This is a genomic window from Clostridioides sp. ZZV14-6154 (assembly GCF_020657785.1).
Lineage (GTDB): Bacteria > Bacillota > Clostridia > Peptostreptococcales > Peptostreptococcaceae > Clostridioides.
In genome coordinates this window covers 1,191,443-1,208,477 of the sequence record NZ_JAGWCY010000001.1, presented here as the reverse complement: position 1 = coordinate 1,208,477, position 17,035 = coordinate 1,191,443, and the positions used below count along the sequence as shown (strand labels likewise).

The following is a 17,035-nucleotide window of genomic DNA, read 5'->3' as shown; positions in this document are numbered from 1 at the left end:
AAAGTAGAGAAATCTATTTAAAATAAAAATTAAAATAAAAAATCTTAGGAGGAACACAATGTTTAATAAAGTTGTAGCAATAATAATAGAACAATTAGGAGTAGAGGATAAAGAAATAACTATGGAAACATCATTAATGAAAGATTTAGAAGCAGATTCATTAGATGCAGTAGAAATAATAATGGCACTTGAAGATGAATTTGGTATAGAAATACCAGATACAGAAGCAGAAAACTTCAAATCTATAGGGGACATAGTTAACTATATAGAAGCTAATAAATAGTCGAGCTTTAAAAAAGTGGAGGTATCAGATGAATAAAAGAGTAGTAATAACGGGACTTGGATGTGTTACACCATTGGGAACAGGAAAAGAAGAGTTCTGGAACAATATAAAATCTGGAGTATCTGGTATAGATAAAATAACTAATTTTGATGCTAGCACATATCAAACTCAAATAGCAGGAGAAGTTAAAAATTTTCATCCAGAGGAATATATAAGCAAAAAAGAATTAAAGAGATTAGATAAATTTGCTCAATTTGCAATAGTTTCTGCAAAATTAGCAGTTGAAGATGCAAATCTTGATTTAGATAAAGTTGATAGAGAACGTGTAGGAGTTATAATAGGTTCTGGTATAGGTGGAGTTGAAGCAATAGAAACTCAGCATAAAATTCTTTTGGAAAAAGGAAATAAAAGGGTAAGTTCACTATTTGTACCTATGATGATAGGAAACATGGCAGCTGGTCAAGTTTCAATATTTTTAGGAGCAAAAGGACCTAATACTAATGTATGTACAGCTTGTGCATCAGGAACTCATTCAATAGGTGATGCCTTTAAGGTTATACAAAGAGGAGATGCAGATATTATGGTAGCAGGAGGCTCTGAAGCTGCTGTAACAGGGCTTGCATTTGCTGGATTCTGTAATATGAAGGCTATGTCAACTAGAAATGATGACCCTAAAACTGCATCACGCCCATTTGATAAGGACAGAGATGGATTTGTAATGGGAGAAGGAGCAGGTATTGTTATATTAGAGGACTTAGAACATGCTTTAGCAAGGGGTGCAAAAATATATGCAGAAGTAGTAGGATATGGTTTAACTGCTGATGCATATCATATGACAACTCCAGCTGAAAATGGAGAAGGAGCAGCTAGGTCCATGAATAGGGCTTTAAAAGATGGAAATGTTCCACTAGAAGAAGTCGATTATATAAATGCTCATGGAACTTCAACTTATTATAATGACCTATATGAAACTATGGCTATAAAAACTGTATTTGGAGAAAATGCATATAATTTATGTGTATCATCAACAAAATCTATGACTGGTCATTTATTAGGAGCATCAGGTGCAATAGAAGCAGTTGTTTGTGCAATGAGTATAGAAGATAATTTTGTACCTCCAACTATAAATATACAAGAAGTTGGCGAAGATTTAGATTTAGATTATGTTCCAAATAAAGGTAAAGAAAAAGATATTAGATATGCACTATCAAATTCTTTAGGTTTTGGTGGACATAATGCTACAATTGTACTAAAAAAATATGTATAAATAAATCACAAATATTGAAAATAGAATTAAAAAACAAGCACTTGTTTTTAACTTTATAAGTTTATATTAACTAAATTAAAAGTTCCCTAAATTAGACATTTATTCTAATTTAGGGAACTTTTTTATTAAAATTTAATTCTAGCACATGTTGTAAATCATTTTGATATATTGTATCATAAATTATTGAGAGGTTATATACATGCAAGTTTTTATTCTACAATACACAGAAGGAGGGCTAAAATTTTGAATTTTAGACTACCAAAAAAAAGGTTACCCAAAAAGATAATTTTTATAGCTATAATACTTATTAGTATTATTTTGTTTATAGGATATGACCAAAATGGACTTAAAGAAAGAGAAATTATAAATAAGGGAAAATATATGTCTGAAAGTCTTGTGTCGGATAAGAAGTATGATGAAGCAAAGAAAGTGGTCAAAACTTCTTTTGAATCTATCCCAGAAAAAAAATACAATAAAGTATATAATGAAGTGTGGGATATGTTAAAGACTATTTCATATGTGCCAGATGGAACGAAGATAGTTATTGATTCGTTAGAAAAGATGAGAACATCAGATGTAAAGTTATCCGATGAATGTAGATTTAGTATAGAAAAAAGACTAGCATCAGTGTACATAATGGATAATAATTATTCTAGAGCAGTAGACTTAACTGTAAAGTCTATAAAATTGGCTGAGAAATTAGGGGATAATTATGAAAAAGCAAGACTAGATGTTGATTTGGCGAGCATACTTTTAAAGGTAGGTGGATATGAAACAGCAGAAAAATTAATAAAGGATTCTTTTAAGATAGATGTTGATGAAGATGAAAAAAATGGAATGGTTAGATTATATGCTCTTATAAATTTAGCAGAAATATATGTAGAGTTGGGAGAATATGATAAAGCTATTGAGACATGTAGCAATGTAAAAGACTATAAGAAGTTTGTAAACATAGATGATTACAATGATTTTGAAATAATGGCTTCTATAATGCAGGCAAATGCATATGTAGGAAAAAATGATATATCAAAGGCAAAGACTCTTTTAGAAAGAGCTAATTATCTTATAAAATATGATAAATCAGTTCACATATTAGATAAAGATATGTATTATTATATGGCAATGGGAAATTTGGAATATAAAAGTAAAAATTATGATTCTGCAATAGATAATTATAAAAAAAGTCTAGAGATATCTACTAAAAGAAAGTTAACTCAAGAGAAAATAAAAACTTTAAATGAAATATTAAATATATATGAGAAACAAGGGAATGTAAACTCTGTAAATAAGTATCAGAAGATATTAATAAATGAGTATAAGGAGAACAAAAGTATAAGAGATTCAGAAATTAGCTTTTATATAATTGACAAGGTATCACGTGAAAGTGAGTTTTTTGAAAAAAATAAAAAAGAAATTAAATCTTATAAAATATTATTTAGTGTAATTTTAATTATTACATTGGGTTCTACTTTTTTATATACTAGACTGAAATACTTTAAAGCACAAAATTTACATGATGGACTTACAAATGTTTATAATAGGAAAAGTTTTGATATTATGTATAATAAATACAAAGAAAAAGATGATAACTTTGCACTTGTAATGATAGATATAGATAATTTTAAACTTATAAATGATAATTATGGACATAAATTTGGAGATGTTGTCATAAAGGGTATAGTAAATACTATTTGTGTTATGCTCGAGCAAGAAGATAAAGTATTTAGATATGGTGGAGAAGAGTTTTCTGTATTAATAAGAGATAAGTCTGGAGAAGAAGTGTTTGATATAATTGACAATATAAGAAATGCAATTGCAAATAAAAAATGGAGTGAAGAGGTAACTGTAACTATAAGTGCAGGTATATCCCATATCTCTGACAGCAAAAATATATTAGAAGAAGCAGATAAAAATCTATATAAAGCAAAACAGCTTGGAAGAAATAAAGTAGTGTACAAATAATTGTATATTATATAGATATGAGGTATAAATATGAAACAATCAATAGCTATAGTAACTGATAAGATAACTAAATTATCATCTTTCTTGGAAGAAAATATACGATTGGTTTTAGGAAACTATCTTGATATAAATCACTATTATTTAGAAAATTTGAAAGATGATGATAAAATACAAGGCGATTTTGTTTTAGTAATGAATGATGATAGATTAAATAGCATGAGAAAGCATTTAGTACAAGATAGTAAAATTATAGTTGTGAGAAGAACCTTTAAAGAAAAAGAAATATATGGATTGTTTTCAATACCATATGGAACAGAAGTGTTAGTTGTAAATGATACAAAAGAAACTACACTAGAGACAATAAGTCTATTTTATAAGATAGGAGTAAAAAATTTAAAGCTTACTCCATATATTGAAGGCCAAACTTATGAAAATATAGATATAGCCATAACGCCTGGAGTAACCCAAAAAGTACCAAATTATATAAATAAGGTAATTGATTTAGGAAATAGGTGCATTGATATATCTACTTTTATAGAAATAATAAATGGTCTTAAAATTGATGTCAAGGAAATAAGGAAAAATCTGATGGCATATTCTGAACGTCTAATAAGTTTAGATAATGGTGTCAAAGACAATTATAGACAATTATTTCTAAAAATAGAAGAACAAGATGTTATATTGAATTTGTCAAAGGATGGAATAATATTTACTTCAATAGATGGTGTTGTAAATACATTTAATAAAGAAGTGTTAAAAATTTTAGGTATAGACAGAAATATACGAGGAAAAAACATAAGAGATATTATCTCTAAAGATTTGCAGATTCTACTTGAAGATAAAGAGATTATCGATGAAGTTGTATTTACAAATAAGAAATATATAAATGTAAATAAAAAAAATATATTTTCTATGGGTAATAAAGCTGGTATATACTACAATTTACAAGAGATAACATATATAAAAAAATTAGAACAAAATCTTACTAATAAATTAAGAGAGCAAGGGCAAATAGCAAAGTACACATTTAAAGATATAAAAACTAAGAATAAAAAGATGACAAAGTGTATAGAGTTAGCTAAAAAAATATCTAAATCAGATCTCTCTGTTTTAATAATAGGAGAAAGTGGAACTGGTAAAGAATTATTATCCCAATCAATTCATAATAATTCTAATAGAAGTAATCAGCCCTTTATAGCAGTTAATTGTGCTGCAGTTCCAGATAGCTTATTAGAAAGCCAGTTATTCGGCTATGAAAAAGGTTCTTTTACAGGAGCATTAAGAGAAGGGAAAAAGGGTTTATTTGAACTTGCAAATAATGGAACTATATTTTTAGATGAGATTGGAGATATGCCTCCATTATTGCAGACAAAGTTACTTAGAGTACTTCAAGAAAAACAAGTTATGCCTATAGGTTCTCATAATGTTATAAATATAGATGTTAGAATTATAGCTGCAACAAATAAAAATTTACCTAAAATGATTAGAGAAGGTAAATTTAGAGAAGATTTGTATTATAGGCTGAATGTACTACCAATAGATATACCATCATTAAGGTATAGAAAAGAAGATATAATAACTCTTATGAACTTCTTTTTGGAAAAGAACATAAAAATTTCTCCTGAAGTTGAGGTTATTCTAGAAAAATACAATTGGCCAGGAAATATAAGAGAGTTACAAAATGTTGCTTCTTATGTAAGTTTAATGTGTGAGAGTATGGTTTTTAAAGATGACCTTCCACCCTATATAAAGACCGAATATATTAGTAGTTTTGATGACGGGGTTAGTTATACAAAAAAAGAATTTGAATATATACTTAGAATACTATATGAAAGAAAAGATTTAACTTCTGGAGTTGGAAGAGGTTTTATAATAGAAAAACTTACAGAGGAAGGTATTGAAATATCTGAAAGTAAAGTAAGAAAAGTATTGTCTTATTTGAGTGAGTGTGGATACATATCATCTAAATCTGGAAGATGTGGAAGTCAAATAACACAAGAAGGTATAAAGTTTTACAACAATATAAATTAAATATAAATAGGTTTAGACAATAGGTTTAGATAGGTAATAGGTTATAAGTAAATAACCCATTACCTATTTTTATTTGCAAAAAAATTTGTATTTATAGCTAGAAATAAAAAAATATTTGATGGAACCATTGTGAATACTTGATAAATAATAAATAAACGTAAAGTATAAATTTTGGCATATATATTGCTAATTATAGAGATAAGACAACAAAATAATTGGGAGGTTTAATTATGAAATACAAAACAACAGGGACTTGTGCTACAGAAATTGAATTTGAGGTAAAAGATGACAAAGTTACAAATGTAAATTTTGTTGGTGGATGTGATGGAAATTTAAAAGGATTAAAAGTATTAGTTGAAGGTATGAATATAGAAAATGTAATTCAAAAACTAAAAGGAATAGAGTGCAAAACAAAACCAACATCTTGTCCAGACCAACTTTCTCTAGCACTAGAGAGTTATATAAATAAAAAATAAGTACATAAAACAATCAACTAGTTAGGAGTTTAATTATGAAACCAGTAATAGGTATTTTAGGAAATCTGATAATAATGGAAAATGGAATGTTTCCTGGGCTTGAAAGATCCTATGTAAATAATGATTATATAAATGCAGTATTAAAGGGAGGAGGTAGCCCAGTTATTATTCCAGTAAATACAGATAGAGAAGTTATAAAGAGACAGATTGAGATGGTTGATGGAGTTTTAATATCTGGAGGATGGGATGTTAATCCTCAATTATATGGTGAAGAAACAAGAGAAGAAACAACATTTATATATCCTGAAGTAGATGAATTTGATTTAATTGCTATAAGTATAGCTTTAGAACTTAAAAAGCCAATACTAGGTATATGCAGAGGGCTACAAATATTAAATGTAAGTCTAGGTGGAACTTTATATCAAGATAATAATCTTGTTGAAGGAAGTTACATAAAACATACACAATCTTCTAAAAGACATGTAGCTACTCATAAGGTAGATGTTCAAGAAGGAAGTATTTTAGAAGGTATTTTAGGAAAACAATTACTTACAAATAGTTATCATCATCAAAGTATTAAACAACTTGGTAAAGGATTAAAAGCCATAGCATACTCAAAAGATGGTATAATAGAAGCTATTGAAAAAGAGGATGAAAATTTTGTAGTAGGAATACAGTGGCATCCAGAAATGATGGTAGATTATTGTAATAAAATGGAAAAGTTGTTTAAATATTTCGTAAATATTTGCTCAACTTTATAATATACCTTGGAGGGATTAAACATGAACGAAAAAAATAAAATGGGATTAATAAGTATTATACTTTTAGGTATTAATGCAGTTGTAGGAGCGGGAGTTTTCCTATTACCAGGAAACGCAATGAAAGCATTTGGTGTTGCGAGTATATTTGTATATATGTTTGATATGTTATTGGTTTTATCTATGGCGTTTTGTTTTGCTGAAGTGGCAGGTAAATTTAATAAAAATGGTGCTGCATATGTGTATACCAAAGAAGCGTTTGGAGATTTTTTTGGATTTGAAGTAGGTCTTATGAAATGGGTAATAGGATGTATTTCTTGGGGAGCATTAATAGTAGGTTTTCCTACATCTTTATCAGCAGTATGGGCTCCTGCAGGTGACCCACATATACAAAAAATTATAATAGTAGCTATGATAGTTGGGCTTACAATTATAAATTTATTAGGTGTATCTTTATCAAAAATTGTACAAAATGTTATAACAGTAGGTAAACTAATTCCATTGGTATTATTTATAGTGATAGGTGTATTTTTTATAAAAGGAGCTAATTTTACTAATTCAACAATGGTACCACCAGGAGCAGGAGTTACAGAATTTGGAGCAGCAGCACTTTTAATGTTTTATTCATTTACAGGGTTTGAATCTATAGCAGTGGCAGCAGAAGATATGGAGAATCCTCAAAAAAATATACCTATAGCAATTATAAGTGTAATAGTAATTGCATCAATAATATATATATTAAATCAAGTTGTGTGTGTTGGTATATTAGGAGATAAATTATCTAGTACAGCTACCCCTGTTGCAGATGCGGCGAGAATATGTTTTGGAAATATGGGAGCAGGATTAGTTACTTTTGGTACATTAGTTTCTGTTGGTGGAATTTGTATGTGTGGTGCTTTTGTAAATCCAAGAAGCTGTGTAGCCTTAGCTGATGACAAGATGTTACCAAGAATGTTTGCAAGAAAAGATAAAAATGGTACACCATATGTAGCGATAATAGCAACTATGATAATTACTATACCAATAGCTTTGTCTGGAAGTTTTGCTGAATTAGCAGCAATAAGTGCAGTTGCCAGATTTATACAATATATACCTACTTCTTTATCAGTATTAGTATTTAGAAAGAAAAGACCAGAATTAGTAGGAACTTTTAAAACTCCATTTGGAGCAGTAATTCCTTTAATTGCAGTGTGTGTTGGTACATGGTTACTATTCCAAGCGTCTATGCACCAATTAGTTATGGGATTAGGAGCATTAGCAGTTGGAGTACCACTATACTTTATAATGAAGTCCTATAATAGAAAGGTTTATGGAGAAGATTTAAAGAAAGTTATTTAAATTATATTGTAAATATTATTTGACTATCAGAGGAATATTATCAAAAAATTAAATATAAACAAATATATATAAGGTTATATTAAAATATTATTAAATTTTTATTTTAGTATAACCTTATATTGTTATTAATACATGAAAAATATTGTAATAGAGGTAAAATAATAGTATTATGTTTATTAGATAAAAAACTTGTTAGGAGGTAAATTTATGTCAGCAATAACTTTAAAGAATGGTATAGAAGTATCTATTAGAGAAGGCGTAAAAGAAGATGCCCAAGCTATTATAGATTTTTATAATGAAGTAGGCGGGGAAACTCATTTTCTTTCATTTGGGAAAGATGAATATAAAATATCTTTAGAAGACCAAGAAAATTCTATAGAATCAGCAAAAGCATCTGATAACTCAATAAAATTAATCGCATTTATAGATGGAGAGATAGCTGGTATTGCTACAATTGATTCCAACCAAAAAGCAAAAGGAAAGCATGTTGGAGTTTTAGGAATTGTTGTTAAAGAAAAATACTGGGGAGCTGGATTAGGTAAAAGACTTATGTTAGACCTTATAGAATGGTGTAAATCAAATGGAATAACTAAGAAAATAACTCTTGTTACTAATGAAGAAAATCATAATGCTATAGAATTATACAAAAGAGTTGGATTTGAAGTAGAAAGTATATTAAAGAAAGAGTGTTATTATAATGGTGTTTATACTGATTTAATAGGGATGTCACTTTTATTAGGAATATAATTAGTGTACATTTTATCTCGAAAAAATCATATTAAGTATGGTATAATCAAAGAAAGAATATAACTTAATATAATTTTGGAGGACGAATTATGAAAAATCTGTGTAAAATATCAGATGAATATTTAAATAGTAAACTTAAATATTTAAAGTTATTATCAAAACAATATCCGAGCATATCGAAAGCAAGTACGGAAATAATAAATTTAGAGGCTATATTAAATCTTCCAAAGGGAACAGAACATTTTATAACAGATGTACATGGTGAATATGAGCCATTTGTACATGTTTTAAAAAATGGTTCTGGTGTAATAAAGAGAAAAATAGAAGAATTATTTTCAAATACAATAAGAGATAGTGAAAAAAAGATGCTAGCAACTCTTGTATACTATCCTGAGCAAAAACTAGACTTAATAATTAAACAAGAGGAAAATATAGATGATTTTTATAGGATAAATATCTATAGACTTATAGAGCTTTGTAAGTACGCTTCTAGCAAATACACTAGGTCAAAAGTTAGAAAACTTTTACCAGAAAATTTTAAATACATAATAGAAGAACTTTTACATGAACACATTAAAAGTGAACATAAAGAAGAATACTATAAAAGTATAGTTGAGACAATAGTTGATATAGGGATAGCTAAAGAGTTTATAATTGCAATTTCCACAGTTATACAAAAGTTAGTTGTTGACAGACTACATGTCATAGGTGATATTTATGATAGAGGACCGAGACCAGATATAATTGTAGATAAGCTTATTGAACATCATTGTGTAGATATTCAGTGGGGAAATCATGACATACTATGGATGGGCGCAGCATCAGGTGAAAAAACTTGTATAGCAAATGCACTTAGAATTTCAGCTAGATATGCAAACCTAGATATTGTAGAAGATATATATGGGATAAATTTATTACCTTTAGCTACTTTTGCAATAGAAATGTATAAAGATGACCCATGTAAAGAATTTATTCCTAAGATTAATGACCAAAGTGTTACAACAACAGAAAAGTCTTTAATGGCAAAAATGCACAAGGCAATAAGTATAATTCAATTTAAACTTGAAGGTGAAGTGATAAAAAGAAGACCTGAGTTTGAAATGGAGCATAGGCTTTTGCTTAACATGATAAATTATGAAGAGGGAACAATTACCTTAAAAGGAAAGACATATAAACTAAAAGATACTTATTTGCCTACAATAGATAAAAAAGACCCATATAAATTGAGTATTGAAGAAAAAAATGTTATTGAAAAATTAGTGTCTTCATTTAGAGGTAGCGAAAAATTACAAAAGCATGTTTCATTTTTATTTTCTAAAGGAAGCATATATTTAAAGGCAAACTCAAATTTATTAATTCATGGATGTGTCCCATTGAATGAAGATGGAAGTTTTATGTCTATGAATATAATGGGAAAAGAATATAAAGGTAAAATCCTTATGGATAAGATGGAATCTCTAGCAAGAGAAGGTTTTTTCTTTAAGGATAAAGCAGAAGAAAAATTATATGGTATGGATATTATGTGGTATTTGTGGACTGGAAAATGTTCATCATTATTTGGAAAAGACGATATGACTACATTTGAGAGATATTTTATAGCAGAAAAAGAAACTCATAAAGAAAATAAGAATCCATATTTTAAGCTTAGAGAAAGTGATGTTGCTTGTGAAAGAATATTTGAAGAATTTGATTTAGAACTTGACGAATCACATATAATAAATGGGCATGTTCCTGTAGAAAGTAAAAATGGAGAGAGCCCAATAAAAGCTAATGGAAAAATTCTTGTTATAGATGGTGGTTTTTCTAGAGCATATCAAAAAACTACTGGTATAGCTGGATACACTTTGATATATAATTCTAGAACTTTACAACTAGTATCACATGAACCATTTAATTCTGCTGAGGAGGCTATTGCAAATGAAAGCGATATCTTATCGACAACTGTTGTAGTAGAGCATAAGGCAAAGAGAAAAATGGTGAGAGATACTGATGAGGGTCTAAAAATACAAGAAGAAATAGAAGACTTAAAATTACTTTTAATGGCCTATAAAAAAGGGCTAATAAAAGAAATGTAAACAATAAAAAACTAAGACGACTCTATGCTTGAGAGTGGTCTTAGTTTTTATTTTTATAATAATTTACTTACTAAGTGAATCCTAAACAATAGGGTTCATTTTTTTATAGATAAATATTATTAAAAAAATTATATATGTTTTGGTAATATTCCTTGTCCTTTATAAATAGAATTATATAAACAAAGGAGGAGGACAAGAAATGAATAAACTTTCAGATGAAATAATAAACTCTCTTTCTACAAACATAAGAGAGAAGGTAGAAAAAATCTCAAACAATAATCTAAACATAGAAGAAATTAGATTACGTTCACAAAAACCATTGATACTAAATGCAAACTCTAAAGATTATTTTTATAATAAAAAAACTATGGTACTTGATTTAAATCAGCACGATTCATATATAGTGACAAGGGAAGATATAGAGCAAACTTTTCAAATAATATGTAAATACTCAATACATTCATTTATGGATGATATAAAAAAAGGATTTATAACTTTGAGAGGAGGCCATAGAGTAGGGTTAGTTGGAAAAGTAATAGTAGAAGATGGACAAGTCAAAAATATAAAACACATATCATCTTTAAATATAAGAGTATCAAGAGAAGTCATAGGATGTTCAAATAAGATTTTAAGTCATATAATAAAAGGTAAAAATCAAATTAATAATACCTTGATAATATCACCACCTCAATGTGGAAAGACAACTTTAATTAGAGATATAGTAAGAAATTTAAGTAATGGTAATGAGGAATATGGATTTAAAGGATTGAAGGTAGCACTAGTAGATGAACGTAATGAGATAGCAGGGGCTTACTTAGGTATTCCACAGATGGATGTTGGAATAAGGACTGACATAATAGAGACTTGCCCAAAAGATTTGGGTATTACAATGCTTTTAAGGTCCATGTCGCCAAATGTTATCGTGACAGATGAAATTGGAAGTGAGAAAGAAATAAAGGCATTATATACAGCATTAAATGGAGGTATTGGATTAATAACTACTGTACATGGAGATTCAATGGACGATATACAAAATAGAAAAGAGCTAAACAGACTCTTAGACAAAGAATTGTTTAAAAAAGTTATAATTCTTTCTGCTAAGAAAGGTGCAGGGACAATTGAAAAAATTTATGATTTAGAAGAAAAGAGATGGTACTTTGCAAATTAAGATAATTATTATAGCACTCTTAATAGGAAGTAGTTATTTGATAGGTGAGCATATATACAAAACCTATACACGAAGACACAAACAGCTAAATGATTTAATAAGAGTTTTAGAAATATTAAGGATGGATTTATCTTTTGGGCTTTATACATTAGAAGAAATTTTTAGAAGGATAGGATGCAATAAAGACTTTTGTTTTTGGTATTTTTTCTATCAAATCTCAGAAGAACTTCACAATGAACAAAGCAAAACTTTAGAAGAGATAATATCAGAGAATACTGAAATTTTAGTTAAAGAAACTTATCTTGGAAGTAAAGAAATTGAGGAATTAAAAAATCTAATTCTTACATTGGGAAAAAGTGATATAGAGTCCCAACAAAGAATGATAGATTTATCTATAGAAAATCTGAAAAAACAAACCTATGAAACAAAAGAAGACATAAGTAAAAAAGGGTTACTATATAAAAAATTAGTAACATTTATAGGCATAGGTATATGTATTATATTGATTTAATATGGGGAGGTTTATTATGGAGATATCATTGATATTAAAGGTTGCAGGTGTAGGTATTCTAATATCAGTATTGAATATGATATTGGAAAAAACAGACAGAAAAGATTGGGCTGGACTTACTACTTTGGCGGGTGTAATAATCGTGTTGGGAATGGTAATAACAGAAATAAGTGATTTATTTAATACTGTAAGAACAATGTTTCAACTTTACTAAAGAGGAGGGAGTAATTTGGAAATAATGCAATTAATAGGAATTGCAATCATTTCAACTACACTCTGTTTAGTAATAAAAAAAGATAGACCAGAGATAGCAAATTTCATAGCAATAATAACTGGAGTAACAATATTATTATCAGTTATGTTTAAGCTAAATTTTATAATAGATAGCATACAAGATTTAGCTAATAAAGCTAATATTCCAACTATGTATATATCTTTAATAATAAAATTAATTGGAATAGCATATTTAATGGAATTTGCAATACAACTTTGTAAAGATTGTGGGGAAGGAAACATTGCTTCAAAACTAGAGTTTGGAGGAAAAATAATAGTTATGTCAATGTCTTTCCCTATACTTTTATCCATTGTAGAAATGGTGGTGAATATAATTCCATAGTTATTTATGTTGAGGTAGATAGCTATAGATATATTAGTTGTTATTTAAAGGATATTTTGTTGTATTGAGGTTTATAGAGTGAAGAGAGGCATGGTTGCTTATGAAAAAAAGATTTTTACCAATGATTATGGGATTTGTATTGACTTTCTTTTTTGTAAATATCTTTGCCATTATAATATTCGCTAATGAGGTTCCAAGTAGCGAAGATAAAGAATATGGTGAAGCTAAGAGTAGCATAGATAAATATATTGATGGTCAGTTAGACAAGCTAGATATAAATGAAATTCAAGATTATATAAATAAAGAAATAGTCATTAATGATGTTAATTTAAAATCGTTTGTAAAAGACTTAATTAGTGGAGAAAAAAATATTTTAGATTTATTTAATAAAGATGGACTGAAGATATTGATGTTTGATGAGTTTAAAGCAAGTTTAAAGGTAGTGGCAGTAATTTTAGTATTAGCTTTATTGTCTTCTATTTTAAAAAGTTTAGAGAATTCTTTTTCATCAGGTGCAGTTAGTCAAATAGCAACGTATATAATATTTATCACAATGGTATCGCTCACTTTAATTGGATTTAAAGATGTACTACAAATTTGCTATGATGCAATAGACCATACTGTAGGTCTTATGCAAGTCATAATGCCAATACTAATAACATTTTTACTTTTAATTGGATTTCCAATAACATCTACCACTTTAAATCCTATTTTTATAGGGGGAGTGACATTTATAAATGTGTTTTTCAAGAAATTTTTATTTGTATCAGTAACTGTTGCATTTGGAATTCTAATAATAAATAATTTATCAAAAAACATAAGGCTGAAAAGATTTTTTTCTTTTGTCAAACAAATAAATTATGTTTCTATTGGGGCTATGTTTACCGTATATTTAGGACTTGTATCTATACAAGGGTTATATGTAACTAGTTTTGATAAATTCAGTGTAAAAACTGCGAAGTTTGCTATAGGTAACTTTATACCAGTTGTGGGTGGATTTGTATCAGATTCTGTGGATATTTTACTATCTTCATCTCAACTTATAAAAAATATATTTGGTGGAATAGGACTTATCTTACTCATTGGGATTTGTTTACTTCCAGTGATAAAAATTTTATCCGTAATAGTGGTATATAAATTGGCAGCAATAATTGTAGAGCCTGTTGGAGAAGATGGAATATCAAATTTTTTAAATGAAGTCGCAAATCTAATGATAATAATGTTAGCATCAGTAATTGCTATAACAATAATGTTCTTTGTGACTGTAGCTATTTTGACCTCGATAAGTGTAGTAAGTCAAGGATAATGTATAGATTAATAAATAGTAATTACTTTTAATCTAAATGTTTTAGAGAGGAGGATGCTATGTTAGAGGGCATAAAGGCATGGATAGTTAGTATTTTAATAGGAGCATTTATAGTAAATATAGTTGATATGATTTTACCTAGTTCCAAGATAAAGCCATATGTGAACTTGGTGTTAAATTTTATATTTGTATTTATTGTAATAACTCCAGTGGTAGGATTTTTTTCAAAAGATATGAGCTTAGAAGATAGAGTTTTAAAATCTATGGGAAATTACAATAAGGAATATGTAGATAGTACAAATGCTTTAGCAGAAGAGACTGGGAATACTGGCTTGTCTAAGGGGTATGAAGATGGTTTAAAAGAAGTGCTTAAGCTAAAGCTTGATGAATATGGTTATGATTTAGAAGATATAGAGCTTAATGGTGCAAATATAAATAATATAAAAATAAAAGAAAAAAATGATATGTCAAATAGCAATAGTGATGAAGAAAATAAAAATAATAGTACTAAAGGAGATGAAGATAGCATAAACTCTAATGACAAAGAAAATTCTAAACAAGTTTTTAAAAAAGGTACAGAGTATGGACTGAATCTAAATGAAGACAAACTAAAAAATGACCTAATAAAAGTGCTTGATGTTTCTATAGAAACTATACAAATTGATAAATAGGAGTTGGAAGAATGTTTAAAAACTTAAACGACAAAGATAAGAGAAAGGTATATTCACTAATAACTATAGCTGGAATATGTGTAGTGTCATTAGTACTATTATCTTGTTTTCCAAGTAGCAAAACTGATAAAAAAGTTGGAAAAACAGATGCTGACAAAAAGACTGAAAAACAAGTTGCTAAGGAACATGAAAAAGACGATTTAGAATCAAAATTAACAACAATACTATCTAAAATTGATGGAGCAGGAGATGTTGATGTAATGATTACATTTGAGTCAAGTGAAGAAATACAACCTGCTTTTAATTCAAATCAAACAACAGAAACAACAGAAGAGAAAGATGCACAAGGTGGAGAAAGAACAGTTACAACTTCAAGTGAAAATAAAACAATGATAACTTCAAATTCAAGTGACCCTGTAGTTATAAAAACTACAGAGCCAAAGATAAAAGGAGTGATAGTAGTAGCAAGTGGAGCTAGCAATCCAAATGTCAAAGAAACACTTTATAGTGCAGTTCAAACATCATTACAAGTAGCAGGTCATCAAGTAGAAATATATTCTAAATAAATACATATAACCGGGGGGATAAATGAATGAAGTTTAATTATAAGGGAAGAGGATTTGTAATAATAACTTTAACTGCAATGTTAGTAATAGTAGGAACAGTAAACTATCAACTTAGTAAGAAATCTTTACTAGAAACATCAAAAGAATTTAAAGCATACGAAGAAGCTCAATTACAGAAAAATACTACTGATGATAGTGATAGTAGCAACAAAGAAGATTCAGATGCGACAAATAAACAAGATAGCAAAGAGAGTGCTGACATTGATATAGTTGATAGTAAGGCTAGTAAGGTGAAGGAAAAAGTAACTGAAACAAGTAAGGAAATAAAAGCTCAATTATCATCTGAAAAGAATATGAAAAAAGCATCTTATATTTTAGATATGAAAATGAATAGAGAAAAACAAAGAAATGAATTAGTTCAAGATTTAAATGAAATGATAAATAATCCATCTACAACAGAGGAATCTAGAAAAGAAGCTTCTAATATGAAATTAAATATAGTTAAAACTCAAGAAAAGGAACTTCAAATAGAAAATCTTTTGAGTACAAAAGGATATGAAGAAGCATTAGTTTATATAAGTGATAGCAAAGTCAATGTTGTTGTAAATGAAGCTAAGTTAGATAAGAAAGATGCAGCAAAAATATTTGATTTGGTTGCAGAACAAGCTAATGTAAAGTATGAAAATATTAAACTTACAAATAATAATACTAAGTAAATTATAAACCTCAGAATTAACTGAGGTTATTTTCTTGCAAAGTAGAGTTGTATTTGGTATTATTATACTTATAAAAATAGTTCCTTAAAATCAGGAGGTAAGTTTTAATATGGAAGATAATAAATTTGGACAAGTAAAAATATCTAATGATGTAATAGCTACAATAGCTGGTTTAGCAGCATTAGAAGTTGAGGGCATAGAAACTACAGCAACATTAACAGATAAGTTGTTAAAAAATAATGGAGTAAAAATACAAATAGAGGAAGAGGATGTTAATTTAGACGTAATGGTTATGATAAAATATGGCATGTCAATACCAGATACAGCTTTTAAAGTTCAAGAAAATGTAAAAAATACTGTTGAGACAATGACAGGACTGAAGGTTTCTCAAGTAAATATACACATTCAAGGAATCAGCTTTAAGAAAGATAAAGTTGATAAAGAAGAAGTAAAAGCAACTAAGAAAAATTAATATTAGCCCTCTGAAAAGTCAGAGGGTTTTTTGTTGGCATTTGATTTTATATAGATAATTAAACTTAAAGGA

General features: G+C 28.2%; 18 protein-coding genes. All 18 read left to right on the top strand.

What is annotated here, in order from left to right; genetic code table 11:
• The first annotated feature begins 58 nt into the window (after positions 1-58).
• The 18 genes from acpP (at position 59) to KGF45_RS05830 (ending at position 16,963) form a co-directional block, all read left to right on the top strand.
• Positions 59-283 (top strand): acyl carrier protein, encoded by a 225-nt coding sequence (gene acpP / locus KGF45_RS05915; protein WP_227827096.1) that lies wholly within the window; start codon positions 59-61, stop codon positions 281-283.
• A gap of 28 nt (positions 284-311) precedes the next feature.
• Positions 312-1,550: a beta-ketoacyl-ACP synthase II gene (gene fabF, locus KGF45_RS05910; protein WP_227827097.1), complete on the top strand. Its 1,239-nt coding sequence runs from the start codon at positions 312-314 to the stop codon at positions 1,548-1,550.
• Positions 1,551-1,793: 243 nt separating this feature from the next.
• Positions 1,794-3,512 (top strand): diguanylate cyclase, encoded by a 1,719-nt coding sequence (locus KGF45_RS05905; RefSeq protein ID WP_227827098.1) that lies wholly within the window; start codon positions 1,794-1,796, stop codon positions 3,510-3,512.
• 30 nt (positions 3,513-3,542) lie between these two features.
• Complete coding sequence (locus KGF45_RS05900) at positions 3,543-5,543, top strand: sigma 54-interacting transcriptional regulator (RefSeq protein WP_227841983.1); 2,001 nt, start codon at positions 3,543-3,545, stop codon at positions 5,541-5,543.
• Positions 5,544-5,773: 230 nt separating this feature from the next.
• A complete protein-coding gene (locus tag KGF45_RS05895; RefSeq protein WP_227827100.1) occupies positions 5,774-6,019 on the top strand; it encodes a TIGR03905 family TSCPD domain-containing protein in 246 nt (81 codons plus the stop codon).
• Between the two features lie 35 nt (positions 6,020-6,054).
• Positions 6,055-6,780, top strand: a complete 726-nt coding sequence (locus KGF45_RS05890; protein ID WP_227840551.1) for a gamma-glutamyl-gamma-aminobutyrate hydrolase family protein — start codon at positions 6,055-6,057, stop codon at positions 6,778-6,780.
• 21 nt (positions 6,781-6,801) lie between these two features.
• Positions 6,802-8,115, top strand: a complete 1,314-nt coding sequence (locus KGF45_RS05885) for an APC family permease (RefSeq protein WP_227827102.1) — start codon at positions 6,802-6,804, stop codon at positions 8,113-8,115.
• Positions 8,116-8,322: 207 nt separating this feature from the next.
• On the top strand, positions 8,323-8,862 hold the full coding sequence (locus KGF45_RS05880) for a GNAT family N-acetyltransferase (protein ID WP_227827103.1): 540 nt from the start codon (positions 8,323-8,325) through the stop codon (positions 8,860-8,862).
• Positions 8,863-8,951: 89 nt separating this feature from the next.
• On the top strand, positions 8,952-10,937 hold the full coding sequence (locus tag KGF45_RS05875) for a fructose-1,6-bisphosphatase (RefSeq protein ID WP_227827104.1): 1,986 nt from the start codon (positions 8,952-8,954) through the stop codon (positions 10,935-10,937).
• 199 nt (positions 10,938-11,136) lie between these two features.
• Complete coding sequence (gene spoIIIAA, locus KGF45_RS05870) at positions 11,137-12,105, top strand: stage III sporulation protein AA (RefSeq protein ID WP_227841982.1); 969 nt, start codon at positions 11,137-11,139, stop codon at positions 12,103-12,105.
• Positions 12,095-12,616 carry a stage III sporulation protein AB gene (locus KGF45_RS05865; RefSeq protein WP_227841981.1) on the top strand — a complete coding sequence of 174 codons (522 nt, stop codon included), beginning with the start codon at positions 12,095-12,097 and terminating at the stop codon, positions 12,614-12,616. The genes spoIIIAA and KGF45_RS05865 overlap by 11 nt, the downstream gene beginning before the upstream one ends.
• A 16-nt stretch (positions 12,617-12,632) precedes the next feature.
• Positions 12,633-12,830, top strand: a complete 198-nt coding sequence (spoIIIAC, locus tag KGF45_RS05860) for a stage III sporulation protein AC (protein ID WP_009888937.1) — start codon at positions 12,633-12,635, stop codon at positions 12,828-12,830.
• Between the two features lie 24 nt (positions 12,831-12,854).
• Complete coding sequence (spoIIIAD, locus tag KGF45_RS05855; RefSeq protein ID WP_227434329.1) at positions 12,855-13,232, top strand: stage III sporulation protein AD; 378 nt, start codon at positions 12,855-12,857, stop codon at positions 13,230-13,232.
• A gap of 100 nt (positions 13,233-13,332) precedes the next feature.
• Complete coding sequence (gene spoIIIAE, locus KGF45_RS05850; RefSeq protein ID WP_227434117.1) at positions 13,333-14,538, top strand: stage III sporulation protein AE; 1,206 nt, start codon at positions 13,333-13,335, stop codon at positions 14,536-14,538.
• Between the two features lie 59 nt (positions 14,539-14,597).
• Positions 14,598-15,209, top strand: a complete 612-nt coding sequence (locus KGF45_RS05845; RefSeq protein ID WP_227827108.1) for a stage III sporulation protein AF — start codon at positions 14,598-14,600, stop codon at positions 15,207-15,209.
• An 11-nt stretch (positions 15,210-15,220) separates the two neighbouring features.
• Entirely contained in the window at positions 15,221-15,775 is a 555-nt protein-coding gene (locus KGF45_RS05840) for a stage III sporulation protein AG (protein WP_227827109.1), read from the top strand.
• A gap of 26 nt (positions 15,776-15,801) precedes the next feature.
• Complete coding sequence (locus tag KGF45_RS05835) at positions 15,802-16,491, top strand: SpoIIIAH-like family protein (protein ID WP_227827110.1); 690 nt, start codon at positions 15,802-15,804, stop codon at positions 16,489-16,491.
• 109 nt (positions 16,492-16,600) lie between these two features.
• Entirely contained in the window at positions 16,601-16,963 is a 363-nt protein-coding gene (locus KGF45_RS05830) for an Asp23/Gls24 family envelope stress response protein (protein WP_227434121.1), read from the top strand.
• Positions 16,964-17,035: the final 72 nt, after the last annotated feature.